Consider the following 17945-nt stretch of genomic DNA (forward strand, 5'->3'; position numbering starts at 1 on the left):
ACGGTTGATACGCAGACCGCTTGCCACGCATCTCCTCAAGTGATGAGGCGCGCCGATCTGCCTGCAACCTTCTGGAGACCCCCACCTATGTTGAATCGTCGCACCGTTCTGGCGTCCGGCGCACTGTCTGCCGTGCCCTTGATGACCCCGCTTTCCTCGCTCGCACAGGCGAAGAAGGACTCGGTCTCGCTGGCGCTCACGCTGGAACCACCGGGGCTCGATCCAACAGCCGGTGCGGCTTCTTCGATTGCCGAGATCACGCTCTACAACATCTACGAGACGCTCACCAAGATCAACGCCGATGGCAGCGTCTCGCCGCTGCTCGCCGAAAGCTGGGAAGTCTCGCCCGACCTCAAAACCTACACCTTCAAGCTGCGCAAGAACGTGAAGTTCCAGAACGGAGAACTGTTCAACGCCAGCGCTGTGAAATTCGCGTTTGACCGCGCAGGCGGCGACAAAAGCACCAACAAGGACAAGCGCACCTTCGCCGGACTCAACGCCAAGGTGGTCGATGAAAACACCATCGTGCTCATCAACAGCGAGATCGACCCAGATCTGCTGTTTGTGCTCGGGCAGGCTACCGCCATCATCGTCGAGCCCAAGAGCGCGGCCACCAACGCCACCAAGCCCGTGGGCACCGGCCCCTACAAGCTAGATGCGTGGGCGCGCGGCTCGTCGATCACGCTCGGGGCATCGCCAAGCTTCCGTCAGCCGTCCGCCATCAAGATCAAGCGCGCCACCTTCCGCTTCATCCCCGACCCGGCCGCGCAGGTCGCCGCCATGCTGGCCGGAGACGTCGACGCGTTTCCGCGCATCACGCCACGCAGCGTCGCACAATTCAAGGCCAACCCGCGCTTTCAGGTAGTGATCAGTGGCTCGCGTGCGAAGACGATTCTCGCGATGAACAACGCCCGCAAGCCACTCAATGATGTGCGCGTGCGCCGCGCCATCGCCGCAGCCATCGATCGCAAGGCCGTCATTCAGGGCGCGGCCGACGGCCTCGGCGCCCCCATCGGCAGCTACTACGTGCCCGGAGCCTTCGGCTACATCGACACCACTGGCGTCAATCCGTATGACGTGGAAAAGGCCAAGAAGCTACTGGCCGAAGCCGGCGTGAAGACGCCGCTCGAACTCACCATGACGCTGCCGCCCGCACCGTACGCACGTCAGGGCGGCGAGGTGATCACCGCCGAGCTCGCCAAGATCGGCATCATCGTGAAGACGCAGAACGTCGAGTGGGCGCAGTGGCTTTCGGGCACCTACACTAACAAGAACTACGACCTGTCCATCGTTTCGCATGTCGAGCCGTTTGACCTCAACAACTACGCCAAGCCCGACTACTACTGGGGCTACCAGTCCGACAAGTTCAAAGCGCTCTACGAAAAGATCCAGACCGCCGAACGCCCCGCAGACCGCGCGCGCCTGCTCGGCGATGCGCAGCGCATGCTGGCCGAGGAAGTGCCCAGCATCTACCTCTACCAGCCGCAATGGGTCACCGTCGCCAACAAGAACCTGCGCGGTCTCTGGAAGGACATGCCGGTGTTCGTCAACGACCTGTCCACGCTGTCCTGGGCATGATGTTTGCGGATTGCTGCCGCCGAGTACTCTGCCAAACGCATCGCGCGCCAATGAGGTGCGCGCCGCCTCAGGTTCCGTGTCGTCGTTTCGTCGTCCTTGTTTGAAAAGATCTGGTTGATGTCTGCTGCCCTCCACGAACTCAGCGCCAGCGAACTGCTGGCTGCCTACCGCTCCCGCCAACTCTCGCCCGTCGAGGTCACGCAGTCCGTGCTGGACCGCGCGGCGCTGTGGGAGCCCCAACTGCATGCCACCTACCTGCTGAACCCTCAGGGCGCGCTCACGCAGGCGCGCGCCAGCGAGGCACGTTGGCAGCGCGGTGCGCCCGTCGGTCTGCTCGACGGCGTGCCCGTCACCATCAAGGAAAACATCGCCACCAAGGGCGAGCCCATACCGCTCGGCACCGCGGCGACGGAGCTGTTTCCGTCGATGACTGACTCGCCTGCGGCTGCGCGGCTGCGCGAATCGGGCGCAGTGTTCTTCGCCAAGACCACCATGCCCGACTACGGCATGCTGTCCTCGGGTCTCTCGAGCTTCCACGCGCTCACGCGCAATCCGTGGGATCTGAGCCGTGGCCCGGGCGGCTCGAGCGCCGGTGCGGGCGCGGCCTGCGCCGCCGGGTACGGGCCGCTGCACATCGGCACCGACATCGGCGGCTCGATCCGCCTGCCCGCGAGCTGGTGCGGCATCTTCGGGCTCAAGCCCAGCCTCGGCCGCGTGCCCATCGATCCGCCCTACACCGGCCGCGCCGCAGGCCCGATGACGCGCACTGTCACCGACGCCGCGCTCATGATGCAGGTGCTCTCGCAGCCCGATGCGCGGGACAGCATGAGCCTGCCTGCACAGAACATCGCCTGGCAGGAGGCGGGCAGCACGACCCCAGCGTTCTTTGAGGGCAAGCGCATTGGCCTGCTGCTCGATGCGGGTTGTGGTCTGCCACTCAATGAGGAAGTGCGCAGCGCCATCGAAGCCGCCGCGCAGTGGCTGGCAGCAGCAGGCGCGCAGATCGTGCCGATGAAGCCATTCATAACGCCCGAGATGCTCGAAGGCATGGACCATTTCTGGCGCATGCGTTCGTTCTCGGACATGCAATTGCTGCCCGCCGAGCGGCTCGCCAAGGTCCTGCCCTATATCCGCACCTGGGCCGAAAGTGCGGCGAATTTCTCAGGCAAGCAAGTGTTCGACGCGGGCCAGCAATTCCATCTCACCCGAGTCGCCACGGTGCGCGCCTGCAATGCGTTCGACTACGTGATCTCGCCGGTCGCGCCGCATGTGGCATTTCAGGCCGAGTGGCCCTCGCCCACCAATGATCCATTCAAGCCGCTTGAGCACATCGGTTTCACCGTTGCGTTCAACATGTCGGAGCAGCCCGCGTCGTCGATCAACTGCGGCTACACCGCGAGCGGTCTGCCCATCGGTCTGCAGATCGCCGGTGCGCGCTTCGACGATCTCGGCGTACTCAAGGCATCACGCGCGTTCGAGCAGATACGCGGCGCACAGCGCGCATGGCCCGAGCCGACTTCCGCCTCAGCGCTGTGAGGTCGCGAGCTTCACCGCCAGGCCCACAAAAACCAGCGCGGTGATCTTGTTAAGCCAGAACTGGCCTCGAGCCGACTTCAGCAGCAGGCGCCCGAACACGCCCGAGAAAATCGCAATCGCGCCAAAGACCAGAAACGTCGCGACGATAAACACCGCACCGAACGCGAAGATCTGCGGCGCGACGGGCCCGAGCGCGGGATTGGCGAACTGCGGCAGAAACGCCAGAAAGAAAATCAGCACCTTGGGGTTGGTGAGGTTCATCACCACGCCACGCATCACCATGCGCAGAAGGTCTCCGCTCGAAGCGGCCTGCACGGCTGTGGTTGCCTGCTCGCCACTCTCTTCTTTCACGCTGATCGGCGCACGCCACGCCCCCCATGCGAGGTAAACGAGATAGGCCGCGCCGCACCACTTGAGCACGGTAAACGCCATCTCCGACGCCGCAAACACAGCGGCCAGCCCCAGCGCCACGGCCGTGGTATGCACGATGATGCCCATGCACAGTCCCACGACCACGGCCAGGCCCATGCGCCAGCCGCGCTGCGCCGATTGCAGCAGCACGAAGAGATTGTCCGGCCCCGGGCTCAGGCCCAGAAGAACAGCTACGCCAAAGAAGGTGATCAAGGTCTGAATGGTCGGCATGATGGGCGCTCAAACGAAAACCCCTGCATTCTGCACCGAACCTATGCCTGACCACGCCACCGCCCGTCGCACAATAGGGGGTTCGCGCGAATGAGAATGAGGCTCCAAGCCACGTCGCGCCCTTTCATCTCTCTGCTCACATCCATGGACCCGATTCTTCTGGTGCTGCTCGCGGCAACGGCCTCCTACTTCATCAACGCCAAGCAGCAGCGCCAGCGCATCGCCGTACTGGCCGAGCATCTGCAGCCCTTCCAGATCGAAAAGCACATCGAGGCGCTCTCGCAGGGCTATTTGCGCGCCATGGGCGAGAGGGAGGATGAACGCCGCCTGCAGGTGCTTGCGCTGCTCAGCGACAACGAGCAGTCTCTCGTCAGCCAGTTCAGCCGTTTCGCTGCCTCGTTCCAGAAGGTGAGCGAGCCGATGGCTCGCGTGAGCAAACTGCCCGTAAGTCTGCCGTTCGCCACCCAGTTCATGCCAGGCAGCACCTTCGACATGCGCTCGGTCGTGCAGATCCACGCACAGGGTTTCGAGCGCGTGGTGCGCAACGACGCAGGACGCACGCCGCGCGACCGAGCCTTCATGATGACCGCCGAAATCTTGCTCATGCAGCACAGCTGCCACTGGTACTGCAAGTCCAAGTCCGTTGCCTCCGCCCGCATGCTCGCGCGCAACAAGACACCTCATGAACAGCTCCTGCAGTCGGTATCGCCCGAGACACGCGCGGCCTACCAGACCCTCGTCAGCTGAATGACCGCCGCGCCGCTGTAGGACAAGTCCGGGCGTTGAGCGGAAGGTATTGCAGGCCGTGCAGCCCATCGCGCAGAATGCCGAGTGCCGGATGTCACATGCGGCCCCATCGCATGGCCTGCCAACATGAACACGACAGAATCACCCCACATCAATGTCTGGATCGCAGCCGGCGTTCAGCATGCCGTTCTCTCGCGCACCATGCCTGCGTTGCGCCACGATCTGGCAGGTTCGGTGTCGGTGCTGAGAATGGCTCTGGCAGTCATCTCGCGCAAGATCGAGAGCAGCGGAGATCAGATCTCCCGTGAGGTGATGGTGCCGCGCATCACGCCTCTCGAAGCCGCGATCAACGATCTCAATGCAGGACTGCGTCGGCTCAGGCACTGGGACAAGCAGCTCCATGAAGTGCTCGATGCGCGCACGTTGCTTGGCGAGATTCTGGATCTCTCACGACCCTTTCTCGCGCTGCGCAATATCGAGCAGTCCCCGCTGCCAAGTGCCGAAGAGGCAGCATGGCCTCTGCAAGCGCTCACGCCGCAGCCACTCATGTATCTGATGTTGGCCAGCATCTACCATCTGGCTGAAGGCAGGGGCAAAGCGCCGCAACACATTGCCATACACCCCGAGACAGACCGCATCCGCATCTCAGCCGAAAGAGGCGTATCGACTGCCAGCGCTTCGGACATCACGCACGGTGAGGATCTGATCAACACGCCCCCTATCGATCGTCGAGGGCTGCAGTGTCTCGCCGATCACCTGCAAAGTCGGATCGAATTCGAGTCCGATCAGAGCGTGCTCGTCTACCTCGGCTGAACGCCGACAATCCAGCCTTCAAGCGGATCCATCTCGGCGGGCAGACCGTAGTTCGTGTGCCCCGAAAGATGCTGGCGATGCGCCCAGCCAGCTTCGAGCATGCAGAGCACCGCATCGACACTGTCGCCACTGGCATCGACTTCAAGCTGCTCGCGCTGCGCATCGTTCAGCTCCACGTGGATGCCGTCGAGCATGGGCAACGGCTGCGCGATCCGCGCCACGATCTGCCTTCTTGCCACCGCACGCTCGGGCGTCTGCTTGGCCTTGCCGTCGCTCTTGTAGCTCGCGCGTCCGACCAGCTGGCGCGCGAGCCAGCCCGGATAGGCTTCGAGCGCCACGCGGGAGCAGTCACCCTGTAACAGGCCCGGCAGATGCACACCCGCAGCACGCAGCAAGGGCACGCCCGCGTGCATCATGAAGGCGACGGGCGGATTCACCCATTTCATCGATGGACTGGAGCCAGCGGGACCATCGGTTGCGCGATGCGCGAATTTGCCACCGATGGGCCGCGCTGCGCAGAACACGGCGAAGATCTCGCGGATCTGGGCGCGGGATAGCGACGCGAAATGCACCATGCAGTCGCCCCAGTCGGTCGGCCATTGCAACGAGGTGACCAGTTCACGCGGAAGACCAAAAGGCAGATCGAAGCCACCGACCCAGACTTCGGGCTCGGCAAGCCAGGCGGTAAATCCGCCAAGGCTTTCGATGCGCTCAAGCGCAAGCAGCTTGATGCACGGATCACTCCTGTGCTCCAGCCATTCGCCACGCGCCAACATGATGGCTTTGCGGCGCGAGGGGCTGCTCGAGAAGTCGCAGCCGATCAGTTGCAGCGACCGCACGCTCATCACGTCAACCGAGACCCAGCGCCGTGACACCCGCCGCGATCAGCACGGCACCGAAGATGCGCGCCTTGCGGTCGCCCTCCTTGAGCAGATGGCCGCCAATCAGCGCGGCAAACAACATCGAGACCTCGCGCGCCGGAGCAACGTGCGACATCGGTGCATGCTGCATCGCATAGAGCACCAGCACATAGGCGACCGGGCTGACCACGGCCACGGCCAGCGCGTATTTCCACTGCAGCTTCCACAGCGCCTTGAGCTCTGCGGGCTTGCGCAGTGCAACGGGAGCCAGCAGCACGATGCGCAGGATGTTGCCCATGTAGTCCACCAGAATCGGCGACATCAGCATGATTTTCACTGCATATCCGTCGACTACCGTGTACGACGCGATGAATACACCGGTGAGCACGCCGTAGAACATGCCCTTGTGGATGCGTGCACGGGCCGTTTGCTCCTTGGCCGCCGTGCGCAGCAGGTTCACGCCACCGGCGATCAGAAACACGCCGCCAACCACCGCTGCGATGCCGAGCGCACCGAGTGCGGACAGCGATTCGCCGAGAAACGTGATCGCCACCATCGACGACAGCAGCGGCCCCGTCCCGCGCGCCAGCGGATAGACCACAGTGAGATCGGCCTTGCGGTAGCCGCGCAGCAGCACGACGAAATAAAGCACATGCAACACGCCGCTCAACGCGACGATGCTCCACTCCTTCACGCCCCACAGCGGCACCACGTCGCGGCCCAGCCACCAGCCGAGCGGCGCCCAGACCACCATGTTGAGAATCGAGGTGAAGAAGGCAAAGCGCGAGTCACCCCCAGCGCGCTTGGCCACGATATTCCAGCCCGCGTGGATCAACCCCGCGAGAATGATCAGACCGAAAGCCGTCAGAGACATGCGTTGTTCGTTGTTGGAGTAGTTGTCGGCATGTTTGGAAAAAGCGCCCGCCTCGCGCGCACTTTTCATCGCCTGCTACCGCATCTGGATCGCGGTAGAAGGAGCAGAAAGAATCAGGCTCGCCCGATGACCGAGGCTGTCGCCATCAGTTCCTCGAGCAGCGCAAACGACACTTTGCCCGAGGTGGAGTACGGATCGAACTCCGGACGCTCGGAGTACTTGAGCACGATGGAGTGGTTGAGCTTGGCGAGGTTCACATGGCCCATGGTCCAGCCGCCGAAGCGGCGCTCCGAGATTTCCTCGAACGACAGCAGTTCGACGTCCTTGTGGCGCACATCGGCCTGAATGCTGCCGAACAGTTCGCTCACGGTGGAGCGTCCACCCTCGATGGCCTGCAGAAAAATCCCGCCGCCGTAGCACAGCACGCCCGTGATGCCGCTCGCCGGATTGTGCGAACGCGATTGCGTGAGGATGGCTTCGATCGCTGCGGGCGACGTATCCACCGCGCGGCTTACATACAGCAAACGCACCAGCATGGCTTCAGTTCCTTCCGGGAATGAGTGACAGGAATTCGCGACGCAGCGTCGGGTTCGTGAGGAACACGCCACGCATCACCGAGTTGAGCATCTTGCTGTCCATCTCGCGCACGCCGCGCCAGGACATGCAGAAGTGGGAAGCCTCCATCACCACGGCCAGACCATCGGGCTGGGTCTTTTCCATGATGAGATCCGCCAGTTGCACCACAGCCTCTTCCTGGATCTGCGGACGGCCCATGACCCAATCCACCAGACGCGCGTACTTAGATAGACCGATCACATTCGTATGTTCGTTGGGCAGCACACCGATCCAGATCTTGCCCATGACCGGACAGAAATGGTGACTGCAGGCACTGCGCACGGTGATTGGGCCGACGATCATCAGCTCGTTCAGATGCTCGGCGTTCGGAAACTCGGTGATCGTGGGCGGCGTGACATAGCGGCCTCTGAACACCTCATTGATGTACATCTTCGCGACACGGCGTGCGGTGTTGTTCGTGTTGTGGTCGCTCTCGGTGTCGATGACCATGCTGTCGAGCACGCCCTGCATCTTCACTTCCACCTCGTCCAGCAACTTCTCTAGCTCGCCGGGTTCGATGAATTCGGAGATGTTGTCGTTGGCATTGAAACGCTTGCGTGCCACCGCCAGGCGTTCGCGGATCTTCACGGAGACCGGTGTGCCCTCATCATCGGCGAGCGGTGCGGCATTCCGGGGTTCGGCGTTGGGGGCGTCAGGGATTTGTGACATATCGGGATGGTAACAGCGATTGGAGTCCACAGTGCGGGATGGTACAACTTGCCTCGCGGCTTGTCGGGCAATCGTCGATAGCTATAAATTCAAGAGCAACAAAGCACCATCTCAGTACCTGTTGCCGGTGACCCAGATGAGACTGCGCATGATCCCCGCCGCCACGTGATCGAGCACGCGCTGGCGCAGCGGACGATTCGCGAAGACCTTGAATGCCATAGGCTGACCAGCCTTCTCAATGGCCTGCACCAAGCGTTCGCGCAAGTCCTTGGCGAAGGCGGCGTCCTCGATGACCACATTGGCCTCGCGCGCAAGCAGCAGTGAAAGCGGCTCCAGATTGGACGAACCGACCGTCGCCCAGGGCCGCTCGCCATTGGCGTCGATCACCGCGACCTTGGCGTGCAGAAAGCTCGGCGCGTATTCGAAGATCTCGACCCCGGCGTCCAGCAGCGCGCCGTAGACCGGCCGCGATGCGTGGTACTGCATGAAGTATTCATAACGCCCCTGCAGCAGCAGCTTCACGCTCACCCCTCGCTTGGCCGCGAGGACCAGCGCGCGGCGCAGCTTGCGGCCCGGCAGAAAGTACGCGTTGGCGATGATGATTTCCTGACGCGCGCTGCCGATGGCGCGCAGATACGCCTTCTCGATGCGCGCGCGATTGCGCAGGTTGTCGCGAAACAGCAGCGCCGCGCGCATGCCCCGGACCTTGGCGGCCGAGCGTTTGGCCGCGCCCTGTGCGACCCCTGCAGCCTTCAGGTCGGCGACGGCACGCGAGAGATCGCGCTTGCGGGCATCATGCACCGCACGCATGCGCCACCAGAGCTTGTCCATGTTGTCCGAGGCCTGCTCAACCACGGCCCCCTTGGCACGCACCGCAAAGTCGAAGCGCGGAAACTCGAGCTGGCCGTGATTGGGATCGTAGAAATCGTCGAGCACATTGATGCCGCCGCAGTACATGATCTCGTCATCCACCACGCAAAGCTTGCGGTGCAGCCTGCGCCAGGCCTTGGGCAGCAACAGCGAGAGCTGCCCCACGGCAGAGAACACCTGCAACTGCACGCCTGCGGCATCGAAACGATCCCGCAAAGCCTTGGGTATCGGCCCGGTGCCGAAGCCATCCACAGTCACCCGCACATCCACACCGCGCTCGGCCGCGCGTGTCAGCGCATCGGCCACGCTCTGGCCAGTGGCGGTGCAGTCGAAGATATAGGTTTCGAACTGAATGCAGAGCGTGGCCGCATCCATGTCGGCGATCAGAGCGGGAAAGAATTCCTGCGTGCCCTGCAGCAGCTGAACGTCATGCCCAGGCAGGTAGTCGATGCGTTTGCGGGTCGCCGCCGGACTCAAAGACGAAACTCCGCGATCAACGGCAGGTGATCCGACATGCGCCACCAGATGCGCCCGTTTGGCACATGGAGGCTGATCGGATGCAGGCCACGCACATAGACGTGGTCGAGCTGCGCCATCGGCAGACGTGCTGGGTAGGTCAGCGAGCGTGGGCCTTCGTCAAACTCGAACAACCCGAAGCCCGCAAGCATGCGCTTGATCTGAAAGCCCCAGTCGTTGAAGTCGCCGGCCACGATGAGCGGTGCGTCCTTGGGCACCTCACGCTCGATGAAGCGGTGAATCTGCGCAATCTGACGCATGCGGCTCTCATGGATCAGCCCCAGATGCACGACGATAGCGTGCACGCGCTGACCTTCGAAATCAATCTCCACGTGCAACAGACCCCGCTGCTCGAAGCGGTGGTCCGAGATGTCCTCGTGGGTGCTGCCGATCACCGGCCAGCGCGACAGCAGCGCATTGCCGTGCTCACCATCGCGCGTGAAGGCGTTCGTGCGGTAGACCGCCTCATAGCCCTCGGGCGACAGATATTCGGCCTGCGAGACGTCCGGCCAGCGGTCAAAGTACTTTTCCTCGCGCCGGTTCATCTTGCGCACTTCCTGCAGGCAGACGATGTCGGCATCGAGCTGCTCGACCGCATGGCCCAGGTTGTGGATTTCCAGTCGACGGCTGGGGCCCAGTCCTTGAACACCCTTGTGGATGTTGTAGGTGGCAACGCGCAGAATGCCCGGATGCTCGTCGTGCGTGTTGGTCGTCATGTGTGTAGTCATCTTCTGACAAATCGTGGCAGCCACAGTATGGCTTCGGAATTCGACGACGAGTAGCAACGGTCCGCAGCTTCTCGCCAGTCCCACCATTCATATGCAGTGTGTTCCCGAGGATTCAAGAGCACGGGTGTGCCCGCAGGCACTTCGAGACTGAAAATGCGCTCCACATTCTCGCGCACACCGGGCTCATAGCGGTGCAGCCACTGGGGATAGATGCTGTAGACGTTCTCAAGATTCCAGTCAATCAGCCTGCAGCCCTCGCCAGCGCTGTCGATACCCGTCTCTTCGAGCACCTCGCGATGGGCGGTGAGCGCGAACGCCTCATCCACCGCATCCTTGCTGCCGGTGACCGATTGCCAGAACTCCACGTGCGCGCCCTCACCCGTCTCACCGGTTCCGCCAGTGCGCCTGAGCAAAAGTACTTGCAGATCCGGCGTGTGGATGACGACCAGAACGGATTGCGGAATCTTCCACCGAGGCGCGTCAGCCAAAGCGCTCATTTCACTCATGTCATTCGCGAAGTTTCATCGACTATTGTGCGCGCACGCGAAGGCATTCGCATGTCAGCGTTTGGCTTGAGTGGCCTGTACCGAAGCACCCGGCGCCGCCTTGGTCGCCACGGGTGGCGGCAGCTCCTTTTCCCGCAGCAGCCGCAGTTGATGCACGAGCTGATTGTGCGAGTGCAAAAACGCCGCGGCGATCACCTTGCCCTCGTTGGTATTGCTCCAGCCCATGCCCGCACCGCCGCCGACCTTGCCGAGCACGAAACCGCCGACTCCGAGATCAGTCGCCCGCGCCGAACCCGTTGATGCGGCCACCTGCTCGGTCGTCTCGTTGTCGGTCAGGAACAGCGCCGTCTGCGCCTCCTTGAACTTGACCTGCTCGGCCACACCCGCAAGTCCAGCAATGTCGCGCAGCACCGGAATCATCGCGATGATGCCTGCAAGGCCGCGCCCGGCATCCTGCTCGCTGAAGGTGAGGCTCGGCGTCATCGTGTACTGCGCCTCGTAGCCCTTGCCTTTCTGCACGGTGCCGTTCGGGCGCAGCACGCCCGAGTCGCGCAGCTCGCCCTCACGGATCGTTCCCTGCAGGCCGCCCGCGCGGTCCACCACGCGAAAGCAGCCGCTCTGCTGCATCAGCAGCTTCACCAGCGGCACGGGAGTGGGCGGCAAGTTCACGCTCGAAGGCATCACATAACCGCGCGGATTCTCAAGCAGCGCCACGGTAGCAATCGGCTGATCACAACGCTCAAGCGTCGGATTCGCATCTCGCGCGCCGGCCGGTCCCGCAGAGCCAGTGACTTCCGAACTGCCCTGCCCCAGCTCTGTCTTCTTCTCCCCGCAGGCCGTGAGCGACAGCACGATCAAGGTCGCCGCGCCAAGCATGGTGCCGGTGCAACCCAGGCTGCGCGTTCGAGTAGCAAACTTCATGCATTCCCTCACAAAAACAATTGCCGCTTACAGACCCTGAAAAACAAAAACGCCAAAGCCCGAAGGCCTTGGCGTTATACCGTTTTCTGCGAGCAGTTTTTGAAAACCTATTGAGCGGCAGGTGCCACGTTGCGCAGCTTGATGTGCAATTCACGCAGTTGCTTCTCGTCGACTGGCGACGGCGCTTGTGTGAGCAAGTCTTGTGCGCGCTGCGTCTTGGGGAAGGCGATCACGTCGCGGATCGATTCAGCGCCGGTCATCAGCGTGATCAAACGGTCCAGACCGAAGGCCAGACCACCGTGTGGAGGCGCGCCGTATTGCAGAGCATCCAGCAGGTAGCCAAACTTGGCGCGTGCATCCTCTTCCGAAATGTTGAGCGCGGTGAACACCTTGCTCTGCACGTCTGCACGGTGGATACGCACCGAGCCGCCGCCCAGTTCCCAGCCGTTCAAAACCATGTCGTAAGCCTTGGCGATGCACTTGCCCGGATCGCTATCCATGAGGTCTTCATGACCGTCCTTGGGTGAAGTGAACGGGTGGTGCACAGCGGCCCAACGGTTGTTCTCCTCGTCGTGTTCGAACATCGGGAAGTCCACCACCCACAGCGGTGCCCACTTGGCCTCGAACAGGCCGGACTTCTTGCCGAATTCGCTGTGACCCACCTTCAGACGCAATGCGCCGATGGAGTCGTTGACGATCTTTTCCTTGTCTGCGCCGAAGAACAGCAGATCGCCGTCTTGCGCGCCGGTGCGCTTCAGGATTTCAGCGATAGCGGCATCGTGCAGGTTCTTCACGATGGGCGACTGCAGGCCATCACGGCCCTTGGCCACTTCGTTGACCTTGATCCATGCGAGGCCCTTGGCGCCGTAGATCTTCACGAATTCAGTGTACGAATCGATCTCGCCACGCGAGATTTCCGAGCCGCCCGGAACGCGCAGCGCCACCACGCGGCCGCCCTTGGTCGTGGCAGGTGTAGAGAACACCTTGAAGTCCACGTCCTTCATCACTTCGGTGAGTTCGGTGAATTCAAGCTTCACGCGCAGATCGGGCTTGTCCGAGCCGAAGCGGAAGGCCGCGTCCTGATACGTCATGATCGGGAACTCGCCCAATTCCACGCCCAGCTGCTTCTGGAAGATTTCCACGATCATCTGCTGGAAGATCGCGCGGATTTCTTCTTCGTTCAGAAACGAAGTTTCGCAGTCGATCTGCGTGAATTCAGGCTGACGGTCTGCGCGCAAGTCTTCGTCGCGGAAGCACTTGGTGATCTGGTAGTAGCGGTCATAGCCAGCCACCATCAGCATCTGCTTGTACAGCTGGGGCGACTGGGGCAGCGCGAAGAATTCACCATCGTGCACGCGGCTTGGCACCAGATAGTCGCGAGCGCCTTCCGGAGTGCTCTTGCCGAGCATCGGGGTTTCGATGTCGATGAAGCCCAGCTTGTCGAGGTAGTTGCGCACCTGGATGGCGGTCTTGTATCGCAGCATCATGTTGCGCTGCATGTACGGACGGCGCAGATCCAGCACGCGATGCGTGAGACGCGTGGTTTCCGACAGGTTCTCGTCGTCGAGCTGGAACGGAGGCGTGACCGAAGCATTCAGCACCACTAGTTCGTGGCACAGCACTTCGATCTGACCGCTCTTGAGCTTTTCGTTGGTCGTGCCAGCGGGACGCGCACGCACCAGGCCCTTGACCTGAATGCAGAACTCGTTGCGCAGGTCTTCGGCGATCTTGAACATCTCTGCACGGTCTGGATCGCAGACCACCTGCACATAGCCTTCGCGGTCGCGCAGGTCGATGAAGATCACGCCACCATGGTCACGGCGACGGTTCACCCAGCCGCATAGGGTCACGGTTTGGCCCAGCAGGGCCTCGGTCACAAGACCGCAGTATTCGGTACGCATTGCCATGGTCTAACTTCCTGCGCCCTCTTGGGACGCGTCTATTGCATGTTTGTTTATTGTTTGGATTCGTGAGCGATCGGGTCCGGCGGAGTTACCACGCCCATCGACACGATGTATTTCAACGCGGCATCGATGCTCATGTCGAGCTCGATGCAGTCGCTCTTGCGCATCATCACGAAATAGCCACCCGTCGGATTCGGCGTGGTCGGCACGTAAACGCTCACGAATTCGTCGCGCAGATACGCGGCCACCTCGCCCGTGGGCGCGCCAGTCACGAACGCCACGGTCCACACGCCCTCGCGCGGCCACTGCACCAGCACGGCGGTGCGAAACGCATTCCCACTCTCGGAAAACAGCGTGTCGGAGACCTGCTTGACGCTCGAATAAATCGAGCGCACTACCGGAATGCGGCTGACCAGGCTGTCGCCCCACTGCACCAGCTTGCGACCGGCGAAGTTGCTGGCGAGGCCGCCGACGAGCAGCAGGATCAGCAGCGTGAGCGCCACGCCGAAGCCGGGAATGTGGATGCCCAGCAGCTTGTCGGGCTGCCAGTCGCCGGGCAGGATCTGCAGGGTCTGATCCAGCGTCGAGACGATCCAGTTGAGCACCCACACGGTGATCACGCCGGGCACGATGACCAGCAATCCTGTAAGCAGCCACCTTCTGAAAGCAGGCATCATGTCAAGCTTTCTTTATGCCTTGGCCTCTGCGGCCGCTGGTGCAGGGGCGGGAGCGGCAGCAGGTGCCGCAGCCGGTGCAGCACTGCCGCCGTCGCTTGCGGGGGCCGCAGCAGCATCGCCACCCGTACCCTTGGATTCGGCAGGCTTGGGGGCGCTGCCGCTGTTCTTGAAATCGGTGGCGTACCAGCCCGTTCCCTTGAGCTGGAAGCCCGGAGCCGTCAGTTGCTTGGAAAACGCCTCAGCATCGCACTCAGGACACTGGGTGAGCGGCGCATCAGAGATTTTTTGCAGCACATCCTTGGCGAAACCACAGGAGCTGCATTTGTAGGCGTAAATAGGCATGAAAACCGAAAGGAGCTGGTTTGCAAAACCCTAAATTATAGGCGTTGCCACCTATTCCCCTCATTGCGCTGCTTCTTCGGCACCCGCCAACCGGTGGTGAGGCGCGTGGGTATTACCGATCCTCTGCGGCATGAGCGAGCCGACGACCATGCCGAACATGGCCGCAAGAACGCCCGCGAGCTGCTGCGGGAAGGCCTCGTGCAGCACAGGAGTCGCCATGAAGACGATCCACACACCAACGCCCAGCACCACTGCCGCGATGGCGCCTTGCGTGCTTGCGCGCTTCCAGTACAGGCCGAACACCAGCGGCACGAATGCGCCCACCAATGGCACCTGGTAGGCGCTCGAGACCAGCTCATAGATCGGCGTGCCTTCCATCTTGATCGAGTAAGCCAGCACACACACCGCGAACACCAGCACGCTGACGCGCATGGTGAACAGCACCTCGCGGTCGCTGACCTTTTCGGGTCGGAACTGGCGCCAGATGTTCTCGGTGAATGTCACGCTCGGCGCCAGCAGCGTGGCCGAAGCGCAGGACTTGATGGCAGAGAGCAGCGCGCCGAAGAACAGCACTTGCATGACCACCGGCATCTTGTCCATCACCAGAGTGGGCAACACCTTCTGCGGGTCGTCCTTGAGCAGCGCGGCCGTCTCGGCCGGCATGATGAGCAGCGCGCTCGCCACGAGGAACATCGGCACGAACGCGAAGAAGATGTAGGCCGTGCCGCCAATCACCGTGCCGCGCACGGCGGCCTTCTCGGAGTTGGCCGACATCACGCGCTGGAACACGTCCTGCTGCGGAATCGAGCCCAGCATCATGGTGATGGCCGCGCCGAAGAAGAAGATGATTTCATGCCAGCTCGGCTCGGGCCAGAACTTGAAGAGATCGCGGCTCGTCGCCAGATCGATCACCTTGCCTGCACCGCCGGCCATATCGCTTGCGAACCAGGCCAGAATCACCAGACCGACCACCAGAATGATCATCTGGATGAAATCGGTGACCGCCACTGACCACATGCCGCCCCAGAGCGTGTAGACCAGAATCGACAGCACGCCGATGGTCATTCCCCAAGGCACAGTGATCGCACCGCCCGACAACAGGTTGAACACCAACCCGAGCGCCGTGACCTGCGCCGACACCCAGCCCAGATAGCTCAGCATGATGATCAGCGAGCACACCACCTCGATGAAGCGGCCATAGCGCTCGCGGTAGTAGTCGCTGATGGTCAGCAGCGTCATGCGGTAGAGCTTGCCCGCAAAGAACAGGCCCACGAAGATCAGGCACATGCCCGCGCCGAACGGGTCTTCCACCACCGCGTGCAGACCGCCCTCAATGAACTTGGCGGGCACGCCCAGCACGATCTCCGACCCGAACCAGGTCGCGAAGGTCGTGGTGATGATCATGTACATCGGCAGATGGCGACCGGCGATCGCGAAGTCGGCGGTGTTTTTCACGCGCCTGGCAGCCCACAGGCCGATGCCGATGGTGACGAACAGGTAGGCAATCACCATGAAGAGCAACACGCTGGTACTCCTGAGGAAGATGTAAGAATTTGAAAGCGAAACCGGGGATTATCAGTAGAAATGACGCCAGCGCATCAAAACCTGCATCACCAACAGACCCAGCACGAAGCCGACACCGCCATAGACAATGCGCTGCAGCAGCCGGTTCGTGCGTTTCTGCTCGGCCAGCAGATCCTGCAGCTCGGCCCCGTAATCCTTGGGTTTCTGCTGCAGATAATCGTGCATCAAGCGTGGCAATTGCGGCAGCAACTTGGCGTAGAGCGGAGCCTGAGCGACCAGCTCGCGCCACACGCGCTTGGGACCCATCTGGTCGAGCATCCACTTCTCGAGGAAGGGTTTGGCCGTGCTCCAGAGGTCGAGTTCGGGGTCGAGCTGGCGACCGAGGCCCTCAATGTTGAGCAACGTCTTCTGCAGCAGCACGAGCTGCGGCTGGATTTCCACCTGGAAGCGGCGCGAGGTCTGGAACAGGCGCAAAAGCACCATGCCGAGCGAGATTTCCTTGAGCGGACGGTCGAAGTACGGCTCACAGACCGAGCGGATCGCCGATTCCAGCTCGTTCACCCGCGTGGTCGCCGGCACCCAGCCACTCTCGATGTGTAGCTCGGCTACGCGCTTGTAATCCCGACGGAAGAAGGCCGTGAAGTTCTGCGCGAGATATTCCTTGTCGAACTCGGTGAGCGAACCGACGATGCCGAAGTCCAGCGAAATGTAGCGCCCGAAGGTCTCCGGCTCGAGGCTCACCTGAATGTTGCCCGGATGCATATCCGCATGGAAAAAACCATCGCGGAACACCTGCGTGAAGAAGATCGTCACGCCATCGCGCGCGAGCTTGGGAATGTCCACGCCCGCGTTACGCAGCTTCTCGATCTGGTTGATCGGCACGCCGGTCATACGCTGCATCACCAGCACCTGCGGATGGCAGAAATCCCAGAATATCTCGGGAATCTCGACCAGATCCAACCCGTCCATGTTGCGGCGCAGTTGCGCGGCATTGGCGGCTTCCTTGATCAGGTCCAGCTCGTCGTGCAGATAGTTGTCGAACTCGGCCACCACCTGCATGGGTTTCAGGCGCTTGCCATCGCTCGAAAGCTTCTCGACCCAGCCGGCCATCATGCGCATCAGCGCGATGTCCTTGTCGATCACGTTCAGCATGCCAGGACGCAGCACCTTCACGGCCACATCGTGCTGCACGCCATCACGGTCACGGATCACCGCGAAGTGCACTTGCGCAATCGACGCGCTCGCCACCGGAACGCGGTCGAACGACTCGAAGACCTGATCGACCGGCTTGCGGAAAGCCCGCTCGATGGTATCCACCGCCACGCTCGGATCGAACGGCGGCACGCGGTCCTGCAGCAGCGCAAGCTCGTCCGCAATGTCGGGCGGCATCAGGTCGCGGCGCGTGGACAGCACCTGCCCGAACTTCACGAAGATCGGCCCAAGGCTCTCCAGCGCCTCGCGCAGCCGCTGCCCGCGCGGCGCATCGAGCTTGCGACCGAAATTGGTGAACCGCGCAATGCGGCTCAATACCGGGTTCTGAAAACTGTTGAGGACCAGCTCATCAAGCCCGTAGCGCAAGCATGTCCAGACGATCGTGAACCCACGAAAAAAACGGCTCATGGC

At 62.2% G+C, this 17945-nt stretch carries 18 protein-coding genes; 4 read left to right on the forward strand and 14 right to left on the reverse strand.

Annotation, left to right across the window (positions count from 1 at the left end):
• Window positions 1–87 precede the first annotated feature (87 nt).
• On the forward strand, window positions 88–1578 hold the full coding sequence (locus tag G7047_RS16845; RefSeq protein WP_166307835.1) for an ABC transporter substrate-binding protein: 1491 nt from the start codon (window positions 88–90) through the stop codon (window positions 1576–1578).
• 117 nt (window positions 1579–1695) lie between these two features.
• Window positions 1696–3114, forward strand: coding sequence for an amidase (locus G7047_RS16850; protein WP_166307838.1), 1419 nt, complete (start codon window positions 1696–1698; stop codon window positions 3112–3114).
• Here the strand turns inward: G7047_RS16850 and G7047_RS16855 are convergent.
• Window positions 3103–3756, reverse strand: a complete 654-nt coding sequence (locus tag G7047_RS16855; RefSeq protein WP_166307841.1) for a LysE family translocator — start codon at window positions 3754–3756, stop codon at window positions 3103–3105. The two genes, G7047_RS16850 and G7047_RS16855, sit on opposite strands and share 12 nt — an antisense overlap.
• A gap of 144 nt (window positions 3757–3900) precedes the next feature.
• Here G7047_RS16855 and G7047_RS16860 point away from each other — a divergent pair, with 144 nt between their 5' ends.
• Both G7047_RS16860 and G7047_RS16865 read left to right on the forward strand, forming a co-directional pair.
• A complete protein-coding gene (locus tag G7047_RS16860) occupies window positions 3901–4503 on the forward strand; it encodes a hypothetical protein (protein ID WP_166307844.1) in 603 nt (200 codons plus the stop codon).
• 126 nt (window positions 4504–4629) lie between these two features.
• Window positions 4630–5316, forward strand: a complete 687-nt coding sequence (locus G7047_RS16865) for a hypothetical protein (protein WP_166307847.1) — start codon at window positions 4630–4632, stop codon at window positions 5314–5316.
• On the opposite strand, the gene G7047_RS16870 is transcribed toward G7047_RS16865, so the two are convergent.
• The 13 genes from G7047_RS16870 to ubiB all read right to left on the reverse strand — a co-directional run bounded on the left by G7047_RS16870 (window position 5304) and on the right by ubiB (window position 17942).
• Window positions 5304–6161 (reverse strand): DUF429 domain-containing protein, encoded by an 858-nt coding sequence (locus G7047_RS16870; RefSeq protein ID WP_166307850.1) that lies wholly within the window; start codon window positions 6159–6161, stop codon window positions 5304–5306. The genes G7047_RS16865 and G7047_RS16870 overlap by 13 nt on opposite strands.
• Before the next feature lie 4 nt (window positions 6162–6165).
• A complete protein-coding gene (locus tag G7047_RS16875) occupies window positions 6166–7050 on the reverse strand; it encodes an EamA family transporter (RefSeq protein WP_166312111.1) in 885 nt (294 codons plus the stop codon).
• Between the two features lie 113 nt (window positions 7051–7163).
• Window positions 7164–7586, reverse strand: a complete 423-nt coding sequence (locus tag G7047_RS16880) for a BLUF domain-containing protein (protein ID WP_166307853.1) — start codon at window positions 7584–7586, stop codon at window positions 7164–7166.
• Between the two features lie 4 nt (window positions 7587–7590).
• A complete protein-coding gene (gene folE / locus G7047_RS16885; RefSeq protein WP_166307856.1) occupies window positions 7591–8334 on the reverse strand; it encodes a GTP cyclohydrolase I in 744 nt (247 codons plus the stop codon).
• A gap of 111 nt (window positions 8335–8445) precedes the next feature.
• Window positions 8446–9681: a cardiolipin synthase ClsB gene (clsB, locus tag G7047_RS16890; RefSeq protein ID WP_240939160.1), complete on the reverse strand. Its 1236-nt coding sequence runs from the start codon at window positions 9679–9681 to the stop codon at window positions 8446–8448.
• Window positions 9678–10436 (reverse strand): endonuclease/exonuclease/phosphatase family protein, encoded by a 759-nt coding sequence (locus G7047_RS16895; RefSeq protein ID WP_166307859.1) that lies wholly within the window; start codon window positions 10434–10436, stop codon window positions 9678–9680. The genes clsB and G7047_RS16895 overlap by 4 nt, the downstream gene beginning before the upstream one ends.
• Before the next feature lie 8 nt (window positions 10437–10444).
• A complete protein-coding gene (nudB, locus tag G7047_RS16900) occupies window positions 10445–10945 on the reverse strand; it encodes a dihydroneopterin triphosphate diphosphatase (RefSeq protein ID WP_240939161.1) in 501 nt (166 codons plus the stop codon).
• A gap of 63 nt (window positions 10946–11008) precedes the next feature.
• Window positions 11009–11830, reverse strand: a complete 822-nt coding sequence (locus G7047_RS16905; RefSeq protein ID WP_166312113.1) for a CsgG/HfaB family protein — start codon at window positions 11828–11830, stop codon at window positions 11009–11011.
• Between the two features lie 152 nt (window positions 11831–11982).
• On the reverse strand, window positions 11983–13782 hold the full coding sequence (gene aspS, locus G7047_RS16910) for an aspartate--tRNA ligase (RefSeq protein WP_166307865.1): 1800 nt from the start codon (window positions 13780–13782) through the stop codon (window positions 11983–11985).
• A gap of 47 nt (window positions 13783–13829) precedes the next feature.
• Window positions 13830–14453 carry a DUF502 domain-containing protein gene (locus G7047_RS16915; RefSeq protein ID WP_166312114.1) on the reverse strand — a complete coding sequence of 208 codons (624 nt, stop codon included), beginning with the start codon at window positions 14451–14453 and terminating at the stop codon, window positions 13830–13832.
• A gap of 15 nt (window positions 14454–14468) precedes the next feature.
• Complete coding sequence (locus G7047_RS16920) at window positions 14469–14798, reverse strand: FmdB family zinc ribbon protein (RefSeq protein ID WP_166307868.1); 330 nt, start codon at window positions 14796–14798, stop codon at window positions 14469–14471.
• Window positions 14799–14858: 60 nt separating this feature from the next.
• On the reverse strand, window positions 14859–16322 hold the full coding sequence (locus G7047_RS16925) for a sodium:solute symporter family protein (protein WP_166307871.1): 1464 nt from the start codon (window positions 16320–16322) through the stop codon (window positions 14859–14861).
• A gap of 51 nt (window positions 16323–16373) precedes the next feature.
• Window positions 16374–17942: a ubiquinone biosynthesis regulatory protein kinase UbiB gene (ubiB, locus tag G7047_RS16930; RefSeq protein WP_166307874.1), complete on the reverse strand. Its 1569-nt coding sequence runs from the start codon at window positions 17940–17942 to the stop codon at window positions 16374–16376.
• Between the last annotated feature and the right edge of the window lie 3 nt (window positions 17943–17945).

Origin of the sequence: Diaphorobacter sp. HDW4A, from assembly GCF_011305995.1 — a bacterium.
Taxonomy (GTDB): domain Bacteria; phylum Pseudomonadota; class Gammaproteobacteria; order Burkholderiales; family Burkholderiaceae_C; genus Diaphorobacter_A.